We start from the raw sequence: 17,667 nt of genomic DNA, 5'->3' as shown, positions 1-17,667 counted from the left end.
GATGTCGGCTACCAGCGCACCCCGTACTCCTCACTCGCGTCGATCAGCCAGTCGGCGAGGTAGCCGGCGAAGGAGGATCGGACGATGATGCGGTAGTCGGTGCCGTCGTCGGTGACGGGGATGAGCACCACGCCGGCGAGGCCGAGCATGGTCTGGGTGGCAGAGCCGAGGGTGAAGACCGACGGGTGCAGGTCCAGCGAACATCCCTTGGCGAGGATCGCGCGGGCGTGCTCGCCGCGCAGCCGTACGACGGTGCGTTGTGCGGACACGTCGACCGCGGCGCCTCCTTGCTCGGAGATCGCCTCCCGCAGTCGGGTTTCCAGGGACTCACCGTCGAGTCCGGCGCCGGTGACGAGGAACTCCTCGGGACCGAACCAGATCACCGAGGACTCAGATCCTTCGACGACGGTGCCCGGGGTGGTCGGCAGTGCCGTGATCCCCAGAACGGCGGCCGCCGAGGTGCCGGCGGGGCCGGCCGGGTCGACCCAGAGGTCGACCATCGTGACAAACGGTTCCTCGGTGATGCTCACCGACTCGGGCAGCTGGGAGAGACGGGATGTCCAGGCCTGCAACGGGCTTCGGCGGATCAGGGTGTCAGCCATCGCGGCGTGCTCCTTCGGGGTCGACGAGAACGGAACTGGTGACCTCGACCGACACGAGGGTGCCGTCGAGGGGGACGTGCAGGGTGTCACCGATGCGGGCGTGGCCACCCTGGACCAGCGCCAGCCCGAAGGGCCGGCCGAGTTCGGCGCTCTGATAGCTCGAGGTGACGTGGCCGAGCATGGGGACCGGCGGCGGGGGTAGTTCGCCGTCCGCGGCGAACTCGATGACCTGCGCACCCTCGGGCAGCACGGTCGTCGCGTCGGTGGGTAACAACCCGACGAACTGCTTGCGCAGCGGGTTCTGATTCTCGGCCCGGGTGAAGGAGCGTTTGCCGATGAAGTCGGGCTTCTTCTTGGAAACCGCCCAACTCATGCCGAGATCCTGCGGGGTGACGGTGCCGTCGGTGTCCTGCCCGATGATCGGGTAGCCCTTCTCCGCGCGCAGCACATGCATGGTCTCGGTGCCGTACGGGGTGATGCCGTGGCGCTCGCCGGCCTCGATCAGTTTCTCCCACACCGCTTGTGCGTGCCAGCCGGTGACGTTGACCTCATAGGCGAGTTCCCCGGAGAAGCTGACCCGCCCGACGCGGATGTGCACACCGTCAAAGGTGGTGTCGCGCCACGCCATGAACGGGAAGGCGTCGTTGCTGACGTCGAGATCGGCGAACACCGCACCCACGACGTCGCGCGACTTCGGTCCGACGATGGGGAAGGTGTGCCACTGCTCGGTCACCGAGGTCATCCGCACTTTGAGGTGCGGCCATTCGGTCTGCAGCCATTCCTCCATCCAGTCGAGGATGTGGGCGGCGCCGCCGGTGGTGGTGAACACCTGGTAGCGGTCCTCGGCCAGGCGCATGACGGTGCCGTCGTCGATGACCATGCCGTCGACGCCACACATGACGCCGTAGCGGATCATGCCGACCTTCAGGGTGCTCATCATGTTGGTGTAGAGCATGTCGAGGAACACCGCGGCGTCCGGTCCCTGGACGTCGATCTTGCCGAGGGTGGAACCGTCGAGGATGCCGACTCCGCCTCGCACAGCGGCACATTCACGCAGGACGGCGGCGTCCATGTCCTCGCCGGGCAGTGGGTAGTAGCGGGGGCGTTTCCACATGCCGACGTCCTCGAACACTGCGCCGCGGGCGACGTGCCATTCGTGGACCGCGGTGATCCGCTCGGGATCGAACAGGTGCCCGCGGCTGCGGCCGGCGAGCGCGGCGAACGCGACCGGGGTGTACGGCGGCCGGAAGGTGGTGGTGCCCAACGCCTGGATTGGTTCACCGAGGAGTTCGGCAGTGATGCCGGAGGCGATGATGCCCGACGTCTTGCCTTGATCGTGCGCGGTGCCGATGGTGGTGTAGCGCTTGATGTGTTCGACCGACCGGATGCCGGCGCCGATCGCGCGAGCGATGTCGGCGACGGTGGCGTCGCGTTGGACGTCGACGAATTGGGTTGTCGGATCGCCCTCGGGGACGCGCCAGAGGACGAGGCCGGGGGTGGTTTGCTCGGGGCGCTCGTTTCGACTACGCGCCTCCGCTAGCGCTCCGGCGCTGCTCAACGAGCGGGTGGTGGCGGTACGAGTCTCGAAACCGAGCTCGGTGAGCACCGTGTTTGCGGTCTCGCGGCCGTCACTGATGTCGCCGGGAGTGGAGAACACGCCGTTGGCGGCGCCGACGACACTGACCCCGTCGAGTGGGGCGCCGGGCACGAACGCGCCGAGCTCCTCGTCGTAGCGCAGCTGTCCCCGAGCCTGGCTGAACAGGTGCACCGCCGGGTTCCAGCCGCCGCTGACGAGCAGGACGTCGCAGGCGAGCACGGGCGGGCCGGAGGTCCCGGTCACCAGTGCATGGCTGACCCGGCCGTTGCCGCGGGTACCGGTCACCACGGACCCGGGACGCACGGTGATGCCGCGCTCGGCGCAGGCGTCGAGCAAGCGCTGCGGGATCTCGGTGCGGGCGTCGACGATGGCGTTGATCGCGACACCGGCGGCGTGCAGGTCGAAGGCGGCGACATAGGCGCTGTCGTTGGTGGTGAACACCACCGCCTGCTGACCGACCTTCACGCCGTAGCGGTGCAGGAAGGTCCGTGCGCTGTGCGCCAACATGATTCCGGGACGGTCGTTGTCGGAGAACACGACCGGACGTTCGTGGGCGCCGGCGGCGACGATGATGTGGCGCGCACGGATCCGCCACACCCGCTGACGGCTGATCGCGGCGGGCGCGTCGTTGCCGAGATGATCGGTGCGCCGTTCGAGGGCGAGGACGAACCCGTCGTCGTAGTGGCCGAATGCGGTGGTGCGCTGCAGATGTAGGACGTCGGGGTAGGTGGCGAGCTCAGCGACGGCGTCGGCCACCCAGTCCAGGGCAGGCCGCCCGTCAATGGTGTCGGTGGTGCCGAGCAGCGCGCCGCCGGCCTCACTCTGTTCGTCGATGAGCACGACACGGGCGCCGGTGCGGGCGGCGGTCAGTGCCGCGGCGAGCCCGGACGGTCCGGCACCGGCGATCAGCACGTCGGTGTGGACATGTGTCGCATCGTATTTTGCGGTGTCAGGGATCTCGGCGAGACGACCCTGGCCGGGGATGCCGCGGGCGACGAGGCCATCGAACAGTTCCACGGTCGTGGCGAGCAGCATCGGCTCGGGGAACGGTGCTTCGATCTGCACCAGACCGCCGGTGTCCTCGGCCCAGGCGGCGGTGAAGCCGCGTGGTCGGCCGAGTTTGATGCTGGTGGTCACCTGGTGGATTCCGTTGGCCAGCAACGCCGAGGCGAGGGTGTCGCCGCGATGCCCGGTCAGTTCGCGGTCACCGAAGGTGAAGGTGAGGGTGGAGTCGCGGTCGACGCGGCCACCGGTGGCGGTGCGCATGGGTGCGGTCATGAGATGCTCGGCTTCTGCTCGTCGAGGCGGTACACGGCGTGGAACTTGTAAGTGGCGGTGTCGCGCAGGGCGTTGAACCAGCGCCGGCATCCGGCGCTGTGGCTCCAGCGTTCGGCGAACACGCCTTTGGGGTTGTCGCGGAAGAAGACGTAGTGGGCCCACTGTTCGTCGTCGAGAGCCTGGGGGTCCTCGGGGTAGGCGACGTGGGCCTGGCCGCCGTAGTGGAACTCGGTCTCTTCCCGGACGCCGCACCACGGACATTCGATGAGTTGCATTGTCTCGCTCCTGTGTTCGTGGTGGGTGTCAGTGGGCGACGCCGGCGGCGCCGTGTTCGTCGACCAGTGCGCCGGTGACGAAGCGGTCGAGGCCGAACGGCGCGACGTAGTCGTGGGGGCGGTCATTGGCGATGGTGTCGGCCAGGCACCAGCCCAGGCCGGGGGTGACCTTGAATCCGCCGGTGCCCCACCCCGCATTGAGATAGAGGTTCTCGTACTGTCCGCCACGCCCGACGATGGGGGAGGCGTCGGGACACACGTCGACGATGCCGGCCCAGGTACGCAACAGATGCGCGCGGGCGAACACCGGGAACAGCTCCACCGCAGCGGCCATCTGGCGTTCGATGATGTGGAAGGCACCGCGTTGGCCGTATCCGTTGTAGGAGTCGACACCGGCGCCCATCACCAGCTCACCCTTGTGGGCCTGGGACACATAGACATGCACCGCGTTCGACATGACGATCGTCGGGTGCACGGGCTCGAGCAGCTCGGACACCAAGGCCTGCAGCGGATGGCTCTGCAGTGGGGTGCGGATGCCGAGCATGTCGGTCAGGGTGGAGGTGTGTCCGGCGGCGCAGAGCGCGACCTGTCCGGCGGCGATGTCTCCGCGGGTGGTCTTGACGCCGGTGACCCGGTCGCCGTCGGTGGTGAAGCCGGTGACCTCACAGTTCTGGATGATGTCGACGCCGGCCTCGTCGATGCGGCGGGCGAATCCCCATGCGACGTAATCATGTTTGGCGATGCCCGCGCGGGGCTGGTAGGTGGCGCCGAGGACGGGGTAGCGGATGTCGCCGGAGATGTTGACCAGCGGGCACAGCTTCTTGACCTCGTCGGGGTCGACCCATTGGGCGTCGATCCCGTTGAGCTTGTTGGCCTCTACACGGCGCACGCTGTCGCGGACGTCTTGCAGACTGTGTGCGAGGTTGAGCACTCCGCGCTGGCTGAACAGGATCGGATACTCGAGATCCTCCTCGAGGCCCTCCCACAGTTTGAGGGCGTGCTCGTAGATCTGTGCGCTCTCATCCCACAGGTAGTTGGAGCGGATCAGCGTGGTGTTGCGGGCCATGTTGCCGCCGGCCAGCCAACCACGTTCCAACACCGCGACATTGGTGATGCCGTGGTTCTTGACGAGGTAGTGCGCCGTCGCCAGACCGTGGCCGCCGCCGCCGACGATCACCACGTCGTAGGACTTCTTGGGTTCGGGTGTGCGCCAGAGGAAGTCGGGGTGATCGGGGAGGTGCGCGCCGGGGCGATGCACCGAGGGATCTGTCGTCACAGCGTCTCCTGAACAGCGTCGAGGTCGGGGTAGAGCGGGAATCGGGCGGCCAGCACGTCGACCCGGTCGCGCAGTGCGGCCAGGGCGTCGTCGCCGGTATCCGGGCGCAGCGCGTGGCTGATGACGTCGGCGACTTCGGCGAAGGCGTCGAGGTCGAAGCCGCGGGTCGCCAGTGCCGGGGTGCCGATGCGGACACCGGAGCTGATCATCGGCGGCCGCGGGTCGAACGGAACGGCGTTGCGGTTCACGGTGATTCCGACGCGGTGCAACCGGTCCTCGGCCTGCTGGCCGTCGAGTTCGGAGTCGCGCAGATCCACCAGCACGAGGTGGACGTCGGTGCCGCCGGAGACCACGTTGATGCCCGCGGCCTTCGAATCCTCTTGCAGCAGACGGTCGGCGAGGATACGGGCGCCGTCGAGAGTGCGTTGCTGACGTTCGGCGAACTCGGGTTCGGCGGCGAGTTTGAACGAGACGGCCTTGGCGGCGATCACGTGCTCGAGCGGGCCGCCCTGCTGGCCGGGGAACACCGACGAGTTGAACTTCTTGGCCAGCGCCGGATCGTTGGTGAGGATGATGCCGCCGCGGGGACCGCCGAGGGTCTTGTGGGTGGTGGAGGTGACCACATGAGCGTGCGGCACGGGCGACGGGTGCAGGCCGGCGGCGACCAGACCGGCAAAGTGAGCCATGTCGACCATCAAGTAGGCGCCGACCTCGTCGGCGATCCGCCGGAACTCGGCGAAGTCCAACTGCCGCGGGTACGCGGACCATCCGGCCATGATCAGCTTCGGCTTGCGTTCGTGCGCAAGACGTTCCACCTCGACCATGTCGACCCGGTGATCGGTCTCGCCGACGTGGTAGGCGGCCACATCGTAGAGCTTGCCGGAGAAGTTCAGCTTCATCCCGTGGGTGAGGTGACCACCGTGGGCGAGATCGAGACCGAGGATGGTGTCGCCCGGCGTGAGCAGCGCCGCCATCGCCGCGGCGTTGGCCTGCGCACCCGAATGCGGTTGCACGTTGGCGTACTCGGCGCCGAACAACGACTTGATGCGATCGATGGCGAGCTGTTCGACGACATCGACGTGCTCGCAGCCACCGTAATAACGACGGCCCGGATAGCCTTCGGCGTACTTGTTGGTCAGGACCGACCCCTGCGCCTGCATCACGGCCAGCGGCGCGAAGTTCTCGCTCGCAATCATCTCCAGAGTGCCCTGCTGGCGGCCGAGTTCGTCGGCGATCGCCCCGTACACGGCCGGGTCGAGATCGGCGAGTTGCCGGGTGAGAAGGGGGTTGGCGGTCGGCGCCGGGGCGCTGGTCGCGATGTCGAGAGTCAAGGGGTTCGCCTTCCTGGTCCACCAGTTGATCCGTAACTGGTATATCAACTGTTGGATAGAGTACGATCAGATCGCGATCACGTCAACAGAATGGCGTCGACCGAGGCGGATAGGAGTGAAAGTGACTCTGGTGCAGGCAGAATTTGCGGTAGGACCAACCGGATCGATCGGCGAGATATCGCCGGTTCCGGCGACGAACGCGGAGCGGGCCTACGAGATCCTGCTCGAGCGGCTGATCATGCTCGACATCCGTCCGGGCGAACCGATCAACGACGATCGGCTCGCCGCGGACCTGGGTTTTGGTCGCACACCGGTTCGTGAGGCGCTGAAACGCCTGGAACGCGAACGACTCGTGGTGGCCTACCCGCGACGCGGCACGTTCGCCACCGCCGTGGACATGACCGATCTCGCCGATATCTCCGAGGTCCGCAAACAACTCGAGCCCACCGCGGCCGGCCGCGCCGCACGAACTGCGACACCCGACGCACGTGCGCACCTCGCCGCGCTGGCCCGCGAGATCGCGGATATCGATGACACCGACGACCCGCGGGACGTACTGCGGCGCGACGTCTACGTCCACCGGGCGATCTACCGCGCGGCGGGCAACCCGCACCTCGAGCAGATCCTCGTCGGCCTCGACGCACACGCCACCCGGATCTGGTGTCTGTTCCTCGATCGGCTCTCCGACGTCGCCGGGCATGTGCGTGAACACATTCCGCTGATCGAAGCGATCGTCGACGGCGATGAGCAGGTGGCCGTCGACCTCACTCGTGCCCATGTCATCGGATTCGAGCAGGCGGTCCGGGCTCTCCTGTAACCGGATTGATATATCATTCGGCCATGACTGCTGTGGACGCGGATGACTTCGGACTCGAGACCGAGCCGGCATCGCTGGCCGACCGCGCGTACCTGACCATCCAGGACAAACTGATCATGCTCGACATCAAGCCCAACGAGGCGATTGTCGAGAGCGACCTCGCGACCGAACTCGGCGTCGGACGCACCCCCGTCCGCGAGGCACTGAAACGGCTCGAAGCCGATCGGCTCGTCGTCTCCTTTCCCCGGCGCGGCACCTTCGCCACCGGCGTCGACGTCGCCGATCTACGCCACATCTCGCAGATCCGGGTCAACCTCGAACCGGTCGCCGCCCGGACCGCCGCACAGTCGGCGTCGTCGTCGAGTCGGCAGCAGATGCTCGACCTTGCCGACCGGATCGCCGCACTCGACGTCGCGAACATCACCCGTGACGAACTCATGCGCTGGGACCTGCACGTCCACCGCGCCATCTACCGGGCTGCGGGCAACCCGCACCTCGAGGATGTACTGATCCGCTACGACAACCTCGCCACCCGGATCTTCTGCATGTTCCTCGACCGGTTGCCGACCGTCGCGCAGCATGTGCAGGAACACATCGACCTCCTGCGCACCATCGCCGGCGGTGACGCGGACGCCGCGGCGCAGATCGCGTTGGATCACGTGGTCGGGTTTGAGGAGACGATTCGTTCGATCGTGTGAGGTGGGCGCGGACCGCTTGCTCGTCACCAGGCCCTTCGTGGCTCGGCTAGCGCCTCGCACCTCAGGGATCGGAGTTTGGCCCGCTCGGACCTCAGGGATCGGTGTTTAGCCCGCCGGCTGAGGGCGACGAGTGAGCGAAGCGAGCCCGACGCGTCTCGAAGCCCCTGGTGAGGGACATCAACTGAAGACGACCGTCCGATGTCCGTGGAGGAGGACGCGGTTCTCGCAATGCCAGCGCACCGCTCGCGAGAGCGCGAGCGCCTCGGCATCCTGACCGACCGTCGACAGTCGTGACGGGTCGTAGGAGTGGTCGATGCGGATCACCTCCTGCTCGATGATCGGGCCCTCGTCGAGGTCCGGGGTGACGTAATGTGCGGTGGCGCCAACCTGTTTCACGCCTCGGTCGTAGGCCTGGTGGTAGGGCTTGGCGCCCTTGAACCCCGGCAGGAACGAGTGGTGGATGTTGATCGCGCGGCCACGCAGCGCGGTGCAGGTCGCATCGGAGAGGACCTGCATGTAGCGAGCGAGCACCACGAGATCGGCTTCGAGGTCATCGACGAGTTCCAGGAGACGTGCCTCGGCCTCGGGCTTGGTGCCGGGGGTGACCGGCACGTGGTGGAAGGGCAGTCCGGCCGCCTCGGCCATGGGGCGCAACACCTCATGGTTGGAGACAACGGCCACGAGTTCGCCGCCGAGAGTGCCGGCCCGCCACCGGAAGATCAAGTCGTTCAAGCAATGTCCGAGCTTCGAGACCATCACGATCACCCGTGGGGCGGTCGCGTCGTCGAACCGGAAGGTCATCCCGAAATTGGTGGCGACCGAATGGAATTGATTGGTCAGTCGGGTCGCGTCGATCTCGTCGTCGGCGCACACGAAGGTGGTCCGCAGGAAGAACGAGCGGCTGAGCGGGTCGTCGAATTGCTGATGCTCGACGATGTCGCAGTTGTGCGCGAACAGGAAGGAACTGACGGCGTGCACGATTCCGGGTCGCTGCGGGCAGCTCAGGGTCAGGGTGAGGTGGTGCGACATGGCGGGGAGTCTCCTGATCGGAATCGGTCGGGTGGAAGACGCGGGCTGCTCGGAGATGGGAAACAATAAGTCGACAACTGATATACCAAGGTAAAGGCTGGTACGAGGCCCGTCAAGAGAAAACGTAAACCGGTGCTCATCGTGCGTCGAGTTGCTGATTGGGCAACAACGTGTTATCTGCGTATGGTTGCGTCATGGGCAACGCTGGTTCTGAGGTCACGGGTGGAGGTGTGCAGTCGGTCGATCGGGCGCTGCACGCGCTGGAGATCCTCGCGAAACTCGGCGAAGCGGGAGTCACCGAGGTGGCCGGCGACCTGGGTGTTCACAAGTCCACCGCGTCGCGTCTACTTGCCGCGCTCGAAGACCGCGAGATGGTCGAGCAGACCCAGGACCGGGGCAAGTACAAGCTCGGGTTCGGCATCCTGCGTCTGGCCAATGCCGTGTCCGGCAGCCTCGACATCACTCGGCAGAGCCAGGAGATCGCTCGGCAGCTCGCCGCCGATGTCGGCGAAACGGTCAACATCGCGGTGCTGCGGTCGCACTATGCGGTCAACCTCGACCAGGCCCGCGGTCCGTCGGCGATCGGTGCCCACGACTGGGTCGGCGAGCTCACGCCACTGCATGCGACGTCAAGTGGCAAGGTCCTGATCGCGCACCTCTCGGACGAGGAGCGACATGACCTCATCAAGGCGGCCGGTCTGGACACGCTGACCAAACGCACACTCACCTCGGTTGCGGACCTCGATCGCGAGTTGGCGCTCGTCGCGCGCGACGGCTACGCCCTCACGATCGAGGAGTTCGAGGAAGGGTTGACCGCGGTCGCGGCACCGGTGCGCGATCACCTGGGAGCCGTCATCGCCGCCGTGAGTGTCTCCGGTCCGGTCTATCGGCTGAGTGAAGAAAAGGCGCGGGAGATCGCGCCGCAGGTCGTTGCCGCCGCGGATGCAGTGAGCTGGCGGATGGGCTACCAGGGCTGACGTCGGGTTCGTTCCCGTTTCGTTGCGCTGCGGTACACGCGGGCGACGTTTAATATATCTATTGTCGCCAATCGGTGATACTGTTCGGGCGGTGTGAGCCACGTCATAACCGACGCGTGGCGCTCCGCGTGACAGGCAGCCCACCCATCGCGGGCATCATCCCCTCAGTTCTGCGATCGAATCGGCCATGTCTGTTTTCGATCGACACTGTGCCACGACCGCCACAGGAGACCCATGACAACTCAGAAAGACGACCCCTCGGCAGGCGCGTTGGCCCCGCCCGACGACGACAACCACCCCGACTCACCCGCGGCGATCCCCGACGCCGCTCCTGCCTCCGGGGAGTTCGACGCCCCGACGGTCGACGCGCGGCCCGTCACCGACCGGGTCGTCTTCGGGGTGGCGGCCGCCAGCGTGGTGGCCGTGATCGCCTGGGGCCTGTTGCGGCCGGACGGCTTCTCGAGCAGCATGTCGACGGTGCTGTCGTGGGTGGTCACCAACCTCGGGTGGCTGTTCATCATCTCGGCGACCTGCTTTGTCCTGTTCGTGTTCTGGCTGGCCTTCAGCCGGCACGGGCGCATCCCGCTCGGCCGGGACGGTGAGAAGCCCGAGTTCAACACGGTGAGCTGGGTCGCGATGATGTTCAGCGCGGGCATGGGCATCGGGCTGATCTTCTGGGGCGTGACCGAGCCGCTGACGCATTTCGTGAAACCGCCACCCGGACTTGCGGATTCGGCGGCCGGGACCGCGCTGGCGACCGCACTGTTCCACTGGGGGCTGCACCCCTGGTCGATGTACGCCGTCGTCGGATTGTCGATTGCCTACGGCACATTCCGGCGTGGTCGTCGGCAGCTCATCAGTTCGTCGTTCATCCCGCTGCTCGGTGCCAAGCGCGCCGAGGGGCCGATCGGCAAGATCATCGACATCCTCGCGATCTTCGCCACCATGTTCGGCACCGCCGCGTCCCTCGGGCTCGGCGCACTGCAGATCGGTTCCGGTATCGAGGTCCTCGGCTGGGTCGGGCAGGCGGGCACGTTCCTGCTCGTCGCGATCGTCGCGCTGCTGACCCTGGCCTTCGTCGCGTCGGCGATCTCCGGTGTCTCGCGCGGCATCCAGTGGCTCTCGAACATCAACATGGTGCTCGCCCTCGTCTTGGCGATCTTCGTGTTCGTGCTCGGTCCGACCGTGCTGATCCTCAATCTGCTGCCGATGGCCCTGGGTGAATACGCCGCGAGCATCGCCGGCATGTCCGCGCGTTCCGGTGCGGCGGGCGGCGATACCGGAGAGTGGTTGTCGTCGTGGACGATCTTCTACTGGGCATGGTGGATCTCGTGGACGCCCTTCGTCGGGATGTTCCTCGCGCGCATCAGTCGCGGCCGCACCATCCGGCAGTTCGTGGTGGGTGTCATCCTCATCCCGACGACCGTGAGCCTGGTCTGGTTCGTGATCTTCGGCGGGGCCGGCATCGGTCAGCAACGCGACGGCATCGACCTCTACGGAGACGGGGACGCCGAGTCCACCCTGTTCGGGTTGCTCGACCACCTACCCTGGGCCGGATTCTCATCGCTGCTGGTCATGGCGCTGGTGGCCATCTTCTTTGTCTCCGGCGCCGACGCCGCGTCGATGGTGATGGGCACCCTCTCCCAGCGCGGATCACTGCATCCGACGAAATGGGTGGTCGCCTTCTGGGGCCTGGCCACCGGTGGCGTGGCAGTCCTGATGCTCTGGGCCGGCGGCAACGACGCCCTCAGCGGCTTACAGACGATGACCATCATCGTCGCGGCACCGTTCGTGTTCGTCATGATCGGCATGTGCGTGTCGTTGTACAAGGACGTGACCACCGATCCGTTGGTGGCGCATCTGCGTAACAAAGCTCCCGACAAGACCAAAGCGCCGCGCGACATCCTCACCCCGTCGTGACTTCTCAGTAGGTTACCGGTGCGTCAATAACGCTGTGATGCATCGCCTTTCACCCGGTCCGACCGCCGTCGGACCGGGTGAAGTGGTCTCTGGGGACAAATTGGTCGGAGTTGGCTGTGGTCGATGTGTAACGGCTGAAAAAACTCTGCCGCTACCGCTTGACAGCACCCTGTGAGGGATCGCACACTGTTGCGTAATGCGAACCAAGTCTCGTAATACGCACACAACAGCCTCCCACTCTCCGCGACTCACAGAACCCCCGATGTGATCGAAAGGCCGACCATGCTCGAAGTCTGTCCGTTGTCCGATCTGCCTCCCGGTGAAGCGCTCCGGGTCGACATCGAACCCCCGATCGCGGTGTTCCACACCGAAGAAGGGGAGGTGTACGCCATCGACGACACCTGCTCACACCAGGACGCCTCGCTCGCCGACGGCTGGGTCGAGGGCTGCGAGGTGGAGTGCCCGCTGCATGCGTCGAAGTTCAACCTGTGCACCGGCGCGGTGGACGCACCACCTGCCAAGCTCCCGGTCCGGGCACACACCGTGCACATCACCGACGGCATCATCCGCGTCGAACTGAGCACCGAGAAGCCGAACCTGCCGCCGGACATCCGTGCGCGACTCGCCCAGGAGGTCGAGGCATGAAACACGTCGCCATCGTCGGAGCCTCGCTCGCCGGCCTGTCCGCCGCCCGCGCGCTGCGCGCCCAGGGCTTCGACGGCCGCATGACCGTCATCGGTGATGAGGCACGTCGGCCCTACGACCGCCCACCGCTGTCCAAGGAATTCCTCGCCGGCACCATGACGGAGGACGACCTCGCCCTCGAGACCGACGACGACGGCGGGCTCGACGCGCAGTGGGTGCTCGGCAACGCGGCGGTCCGACTCGACTCCTCCTGCGGCGCCATCGAACTCGCCGACGGCACCCGCATCGACGCCGACGGGGTCGTGCTGGCCACCGGATCGCGGGCACGCCGCTGGCCGACCTGCACCGCCATGGCCGGAGTACACGTGATCCGGACCATCGACGACGCCCTCGGCCTCCGCGGGGACCTGCGGCCGGGTGGTCGGCTCGTGGTCATCGGTGCCGGTTTCATCGGGGCCGAAGTCGCTTCCACCGCACGCAAACTCGGCATGGACGTGACCATCGTCGAGGCCGCGCCCACGCCGCTGGCCGTGCAACTCGGCGCGCACCTCGGCTCGGTGGTCGCCGCGGCCCACATGTCCAACGGCACCACGCTGTACTGCGGTGTCGGCGTCGCCGGACTCGCGGGTACCGACCGGGTCACCGGCGTCGACCTGACCGACGGCCGACATCTGCCGGCCGACGCCGTGGTCGTCGGCATCGGTGGCATCCCGAACACGGAGTGGCTCGACGGCAGCGGGATCGAACTCGGCAACGGGGTCGTCTGCGGCGCCGGCGGCCAGACCGCGATCCCCAACGTCGTCGCGGTCGGCGACTGTGCCGCCTGGTACGACGAATCCTGCAGCGCAGCAAGGCGAGTCGAGCACTGGACCGGTGCGCTGGAACGACCCGCGATCGCGGTCTCGACGCTGCTCGCCGGCGGATACCATTCCGGCGTCGCGGCCAAGGCGCCCTACTTCTGGTCCGACCAGTACGGCTCCCGCATCCAGTTCGCCGGGGTCACCCGCCCCGACGACGAGATCACCATCGAGGTCGGCAGCTGTGAGGAACGCAGCTTCCTGGCCACCTACCGCCGCGACGGCCGCCTCGTCGCCGTCCTCGGCGTCGACCAGCCCCGCCAATTCACTCGCTGGCGTCGTCAGCTCATGACGGCACCCGCCCCCGTCTGATCCACTCGAAACAGCCACTCGCACACCACATGACCCAGACCATCGGAGGAACTCCCGCAATGACCTCAGCCCCGGAAGCCCCTGCACTTCCCGAGAGCCTGATCTCCACCCTGCCCGGCCACTTCTACACTGACCCTGCAGTCTTCGCCCTCGAGCAGGAAAAGGTGTTCGAGGCCATGTGGTTCTGCGTTGTCCGTTCGGCGGACCTCGACAAGCCGGGTGCCTTCAAAACCGTGACGGTGGGCCGCGAAAGCGTGCTCGTCAGCCGGTCCCGCAAGGGCGATGTGCGTGCCTTCTACAACGTGTGCCGGCACCGTGGCGCGCGTCTGTGTACCGAGGAGAGCGGCGAGGTGCGCCGCTCCTTCCAATGTCCTTATCACGCATGGACGTACGACCTCGACGGCAAGCTGATCGCCGCACCGAACCTGACCAAGATGCCCGACATCGACCGCCAGGAATACGGTCTGACAAAGATCGCGGTCCGGGAATGGCTCGGCTACGTGTGGGTGTGCCTGGCCGACGAGCCGCCGTCCTTCGAGGACACGGTCATGCAGGAGATCGTTGACCGTCTCGGCGACACCGACTCGATCGACCATTACACCATCGCCGACCTCGGACTCGGGCACCGCAAGGTCTACGACGTGAAGGCCAACTGGAAGCTCATCATCGAGAACTTCATGGAGTGCTACCACTGCGCCACCATCCACCCCGAACTCACCGAGGTGCTCCCGGAGTTCGCCGACGGCTACGCCGCCCAGTATTACGTCGGCCACGGCGCCGAATTCGGTGACGACGTCCGGGGATTCACCATCGACGGCTCCGAGGGCTTCGACCACATCCCCGGTGTGGGCGAGGACATGGATCGGCGCTATTACGCGATCACCGTGCGGCCGCAGGTCTTCGTCAACCTGGTGCCCGACCACGTCATCGTGCACCGCATGTTTCCGATGGCCGAGGACCACACGATCGTCGAATGCGACTGGCTGTACATGCCGCACGTTGTCGAATCCGGTAAGGACGTCAGCCATTCCGTCGAGCTGTTCCATCGGGTCAATTCGCAGGATTTCGAGGCCTGCGAACGCACCCAGCCGGCGATGAGCTCACGCACCTATCGCAACGGCGGGGTCCTCGTGCCAAGCGAGCATCACATCGGGGAGTTCCACAACTGGCTGCAGGGCAAGCCCCCCGAGTGACCTGACCCTCTCACGGCATATCGGCCCCGGACCAACGGTCCGGGGCCGAGATGCTTGGTGGCCAGTCGTTTACGTCTGCCGGCGCGGCACGATCATCACAGGTACCGGAACGTGCCGGATGATCTTCGACGCCGCAGACCCCAGAAACACCTGGGTGAGGGGACCGGCGGCACCGGAACCGAGCAACAGCATGTCGCCGGAGGTCCAGGCGATGTCGTCGACGGCCGCACCCCAGCCGGTGCCGGCGCCGATCACCAGATCGACGTCGGGCAACGTCACGGTGCGGCGGGCCTCGTCGAGCTGTGCGCCGACCGCGGATAGGGTTTTCTGCGCCCATTGCCGTAACACCAGGTTCTCGGCGGATTGCTCGATCGCGCTGCCGTACATGGCCGTTGGCCGCACGGTGAAGGAGGCGATTCGCAGGTCGACCTTCCACTGGGTGGCCAGTTCGGCGCCGGTTTCGATGAGCTTGACCGTGTCGGCGGCGCCGCCGTAGGAGATGGTGAGGCGCTGCAACGGAATCGGGGACAGCGGATAGCCGCGCGGTGCGATGGCGACCGGGACGGCGGCGGTGTGCACCAGTCGCTCGGTGACGCTGCCGAGCGCGATGCGACCGAGCAGTCCCGATGAGGACGATCCGACGACCACCAGGCTCGCGCTGTGCTCGGTGACCAGCTCGGTGAGGCCTTGGGGGATCGAACTGGACTGGTGGACAACCAGACTGATATCGAGGTCGGTGCGCATCGACGCGATCACCGCTTCGAGTGAGGCCATCGCGCGAGTGCCGAGGTGGGCCTGGTATTCGCGTTCGACGCTGTCGCCCACCAGAGTCTCGGTTCGCTCGAGAACTGCTGCGGCGACGATCTTTTCGCCGGTGGTGCGGGCGATCTGGGCGGCCAGATGCAGGGGTGCGCTGCCCTGCCGGCTCGCGCTGAAGCCGGCGATGATCGTCACTGGGGGAGCTCCGCCGGTGCGGCGGACGCGGCGACGACATGGGTCACCGGCACCGTCGGATACTCCGATCGGGCGCGGTCGACGACGTCGAAGCGGTGCCAGACCGAAGTCTCGGGCGGCAAGGTGGCGATCACGATCTGGTCGGGGCGGAAGGTATCGACGGCGTCGGCGAGTGCCCGCAGCGGTCGGTAGTCACCGCGGGTGCCGTCGACGTCGAGGTTCTGTGACCGCATGGTCGCCAGGGTGTAGTCGAGGCGTTGCTGCGCTGCCTGTTGGGTTGCCTCGAACACGTCGAGTGGCCCGTGGGTGGCGGCGACGCCGGTTTCGATGGGACTGTCGGGGACGACGACGAGGTACTTGGCGTTGCGGGCGGCGCCGATGCCCTGGAGTTCGGTGAGGAGTTCATGGGAGTCGGCGGTTTCGTTGGCCAGCACCAGGACTCGTGAGGCCGGTGCGGTGGAGGCGGCGCCCGCGACCTCGGGTCGGCGGTTGATGAACCACTTGTTGGCGAAGTAGAGCACGATGACCACGGCCCAGGAGAGCAGGCTGAGGACCAATTGCGATCGGGAGTCGGACTGGAATCCCATCTGGGCGAGGATCGCGACGATGGCGCCGACGGTGACGACCGACAGTACCGGGAAGAACCACATCTTGACGCGCAGGCGTTCGGAACCCTCGCGGTAGCGCAGCACGATCTGGGAGATGCCGATGAGGCAGTAGACGAACAGGATGATCGCGCCGCTGGAGTTGAGCAGGAACGCGAACACGGTGGTGGGGGAGACGGCGGCGGCGATCACGCAGAGGAATCCGACGACCGAGGACACCAGGATCGCGACGGCGGGGACACCGCGGCCGGTGACCTTGACGAACTGTTGGGGTGCTTCGCGGCGGGCGGCGAGGACGAAGAGCATGCGGGAGGCGGTGTACATGCCGGAGTTCAGACAGCTCAACACCGCAGTCAGCACCACGGCGTTCATGATGTCGTCGGCATACGGCACGCCCATCTCGGAAAACGCTGCGACATAAGGGGATGCGGCCATGGTGTCGTCGTTCCACGGGACGATCGTCACGAGCAGGAACATCGAGCCGACGTAGAACAGTGCGATGCGCATGATGACCGAGTTGGCGGCCTTGGCCACCGCGCGTTCGGGATCGTGGGATTCGGCGGCGGCGATCGTGGCGACCTCGGCGCCGGTCATCGAGAAGATGACGGTCACGATGGCCGCGGTGATGGCCCACGCGCCGTTCGGGAAGAAGCCGCCGTGCGCATACAGGTTGGAGAAGTCCATCGACTTGTGCGGCCACAGCCCGAACACGTAGGCGGCGCCGACGGCCAGGAAGATGATGATCGCGGTGACCTTGATGCCGGCGAACCAGAACTCGAACTCGCCGAACGACGACACCGAGAACAGGTTCGTCATGGTCATCGCGGTGAGCAGCAGCAGCGACACGAGCCACAGAGGCACACCCGGTATCCAGTACTGGATGATCTTGGCGCCGGCGATGGCTTCGAAGCCGACGATGATGACCCAGAAGTACCAGTACAGCCAGCCGACCGAGAAGCCGGCCCAGCCGCCCAACGCATTCCGTGCGTAGTCGGCGAACGAGCCGGTCGACGGGTTGGCGACGGCCATCTCGGCGAGCATGCGCATCACCATGATGACGATGACGCCGCACAACGCGTACGGGATGAATGCGGCCGGGCCGGTGGCGTGGATGACCACGCCGGAGCCGACGAACAGGCCGGCGCCGATCACCCCACCGATCGCGATCATCCTCAGTTGTCGCTCACTGAGTCCTTTTTTCAATGCGGGCGAAGCACCCATGGCGCACTCCATTCGGGTGGAGAAGTCGAAGCGCCGGGTGCGCTCCTGCGGGTGATGTGTCGGTCGGGTGGTCGATCGCA

At 66.5% G+C, this 17,667-nt stretch carries 15 protein-coding genes; 7 read left to right on the top strand and 8 right to left on the bottom strand.

The window, feature by feature from the left end:
- Positions 1–8: 8 nt before the first annotated feature.
- The 5 genes from AAFP30_RS18675 to glyA are packed head-to-tail and all read right to left on the bottom strand — an operon-like array spanning position 9 to position 6,347.
- Positions 9–602, bottom strand: a complete 594-nt coding sequence (locus AAFP30_RS18675; RefSeq protein ID WP_419231480.1) for a sarcosine oxidase subunit gamma — start codon at positions 600–602, stop codon at positions 9–11.
- Positions 595–3,477 carry a 2Fe-2S iron-sulfur cluster-binding protein gene (locus AAFP30_RS18670; protein ID WP_419231479.1) on the bottom strand — a complete coding sequence of 961 codons (2,883 nt, stop codon included), beginning with the start codon at positions 3,475–3,477 and terminating at the stop codon, positions 595–597. The genes AAFP30_RS18675 and AAFP30_RS18670 overlap by 8 nt, the downstream gene beginning before the upstream one ends.
- Positions 3,474–3,752, bottom strand: a complete 279-nt coding sequence (locus AAFP30_RS18665; protein WP_419231478.1) for a sarcosine oxidase subunit delta — start codon at positions 3,750–3,752, stop codon at positions 3,474–3,476. Before AAFP30_RS18665 ends, AAFP30_RS18670 begins: the two co-directional genes overlap by 4 nt.
- A 28-nt stretch (positions 3,753–3,780) precedes the next feature.
- Positions 3,781–5,028, bottom strand: a complete 1,248-nt coding sequence (locus AAFP30_RS18660; protein WP_419231477.1) for a sarcosine oxidase subunit beta family protein — start codon at positions 5,026–5,028, stop codon at positions 3,781–3,783.
- The gene (glyA, locus tag AAFP30_RS18655; RefSeq protein ID WP_419231620.1) at positions 5,025–6,347 is read right to left on the bottom strand and encodes a serine hydroxymethyltransferase; all 1,323 of its coding nucleotides are present in this window, start codon (positions 6,345–6,347) and stop codon (positions 5,025–5,027) included. The genes AAFP30_RS18660 and glyA overlap by 4 nt, the downstream gene beginning before the upstream one ends.
- A 178-nt stretch (positions 6,348–6,525) precedes the next feature.
- Between glyA and AAFP30_RS18650 the strand changes: the two genes are divergently transcribed.
- A complete protein-coding gene (locus AAFP30_RS18650; RefSeq protein WP_419231619.1) occupies positions 6,526–7,176 on the top strand; it encodes a GntR family transcriptional regulator in 651 nt (216 codons plus the stop codon).
- A gap of 23 nt (positions 7,177–7,199) precedes the next feature.
- Complete coding sequence (locus AAFP30_RS18645) at positions 7,200–7,874, top strand: GntR family transcriptional regulator (protein ID WP_419231476.1); 675 nt, start codon at positions 7,200–7,202, stop codon at positions 7,872–7,874.
- Positions 7,875–8,051: 177 nt separating this feature from the next.
- On the opposite strand, the gene purU is transcribed toward AAFP30_RS18645, so the two are convergent.
- On the bottom strand, positions 8,052–8,903 hold the full coding sequence (purU, locus tag AAFP30_RS18640) for a formyltetrahydrofolate deformylase (RefSeq protein ID WP_419231475.1): 852 nt from the start codon (positions 8,901–8,903) through the stop codon (positions 8,052–8,054).
- A gap of 194 nt (positions 8,904–9,097) precedes the next feature.
- Here purU and AAFP30_RS18635 point away from each other — a divergent pair, with 194 nt between their 5' ends.
- The 5 genes from AAFP30_RS18635 (at position 9,098) to AAFP30_RS18615 (ending at position 14,807) form a co-directional block, all read left to right on the top strand.
- The gene (locus tag AAFP30_RS18635) at positions 9,098–9,880 is read left to right on the top strand and encodes an IclR family transcriptional regulator (RefSeq protein WP_419231474.1); all 783 of its coding nucleotides are present in this window, start codon (positions 9,098–9,100) and stop codon (positions 9,878–9,880) included.
- 234 nt (positions 9,881–10,114) lie between these two features.
- Positions 10,115–11,800, top strand: coding sequence for a BCCT family transporter (locus AAFP30_RS18630; protein ID WP_419231473.1), 1,686 nt, complete (start codon positions 10,115–10,117; stop codon positions 11,798–11,800).
- A gap of 282 nt (positions 11,801–12,082) precedes the next feature.
- Positions 12,083–12,445, top strand: a complete 363-nt coding sequence (locus AAFP30_RS18625) for a bifunctional 3-phenylpropionate/cinnamic acid dioxygenase ferredoxin subunit (protein ID WP_419231472.1) — start codon at positions 12,083–12,085, stop codon at positions 12,443–12,445.
- Positions 12,442–13,614, top strand: a complete 1,173-nt coding sequence (locus AAFP30_RS18620) for an NAD(P)/FAD-dependent oxidoreductase (protein ID WP_419231471.1) — start codon at positions 12,442–12,444, stop codon at positions 13,612–13,614. The genes AAFP30_RS18625 and AAFP30_RS18620 overlap by 4 nt, the downstream gene beginning before the upstream one ends.
- Positions 13,615–13,673: 59 nt before the next feature.
- Positions 13,674–14,807, top strand: a complete 1,134-nt coding sequence (locus AAFP30_RS18615; RefSeq protein WP_419231470.1) for an aromatic ring-hydroxylating oxygenase subunit alpha — start codon at positions 13,674–13,676, stop codon at positions 14,805–14,807.
- A 69-nt stretch (positions 14,808–14,876) separates the two neighbouring features.
- Here the strand turns inward: AAFP30_RS18615 and AAFP30_RS18610 are convergent, their stop codons facing one another.
- Both AAFP30_RS18610 and AAFP30_RS18605 read right to left on the bottom strand, forming a co-directional pair.
- Positions 14,877–15,761, bottom strand: coding sequence for a universal stress protein (locus AAFP30_RS18610; protein ID WP_419231469.1), 885 nt, complete (start codon positions 15,759–15,761; stop codon positions 14,877–14,879).
- Entirely contained in the window at positions 15,758–17,587 is a 1,830-nt protein-coding gene (locus AAFP30_RS18605) for an amino acid permease (RefSeq protein WP_419231468.1), read from the bottom strand. The genes AAFP30_RS18610 and AAFP30_RS18605 overlap by 4 nt, the downstream gene beginning before the upstream one ends.
- Positions 17,588–17,667 lie beyond the last annotated feature (80 nt).

Origin of the sequence: Gordonia sp. CPCC 205515 (assembly GCF_048537925.1) — a bacterium.
GTDB lineage: Bacteria > Actinomycetota > Actinomycetes > Mycobacteriales > Mycobacteriaceae > Gordonia.
The sequence above is the reverse complement of the archived record's forward strand: the minus strand, read 5'-3'. Positions and strand labels throughout refer to the sequence as shown.

Bases quoted from the DNA above. Each gene is read 5' to 3' on its own strand.
- AAFP30_RS18675 (WP_419231480.1), bottom strand. From the start codon at position 602: ATGGCTGACACCCTGATCCGCCGAAGCCCGTTGCAGGCCTGGACATCC.
- AAFP30_RS18670 (WP_419231479.1), bottom strand. From the start codon at position 3,477: ATGACCGCACCCATGCGCACCGCCACCGGTGGCCGCGTCGACCGCGAC.
- AAFP30_RS18665 (WP_419231478.1), bottom strand. From the start codon at position 3,752: ATGCAACTCATCGAATGTCCGTGGTGCGGCGTCCGGGAAGAGACCGAG.
- AAFP30_RS18645 (WP_419231476.1), top strand. From the start codon at position 7,200: ATGACTGCTGTGGACGCGGATGACTTCGGACTCGAGACCGAGCCGGCA.
- purU (WP_419231475.1), bottom strand. From the start codon at position 8,903: ATGTCGCACCACCTCACCCTGACCCTGAGCTGCCCGCAGCGACCCGGA.
- AAFP30_RS18635 (WP_419231474.1), top strand. From the start codon at position 9,098: ATGGGCAACGCTGGTTCTGAGGTCACGGGTGGAGGTGTGCAGTCGGTC.
- AAFP30_RS18630 (WP_419231473.1), top strand. From the start codon at position 10,115: ATGACAACTCAGAAAGACGACCCCTCGGCAGGCGCGTTGGCCCCGCCC.
- AAFP30_RS18625 (WP_419231472.1), top strand. From the start codon at position 12,083: ATGCTCGAAGTCTGTCCGTTGTCCGATCTGCCTCCCGGTGAAGCGCTC.
- AAFP30_RS18620 (WP_419231471.1), top strand. From the start codon at position 12,442: ATGAAACACGTCGCCATCGTCGGAGCCTCGCTCGCCGGCCTGTCCGCC.
- AAFP30_RS18615 (WP_419231470.1), top strand. From the start codon at position 13,674: ATGACCTCAGCCCCGGAAGCCCCTGCACTTCCCGAGAGCCTGATCTCC.
- AAFP30_RS18605 (WP_419231468.1), bottom strand. From the start codon at position 17,587: ATGGGTGCTTCGCCCGCATTGAAAAAAGGACTCAGTGAGCGACAACTG.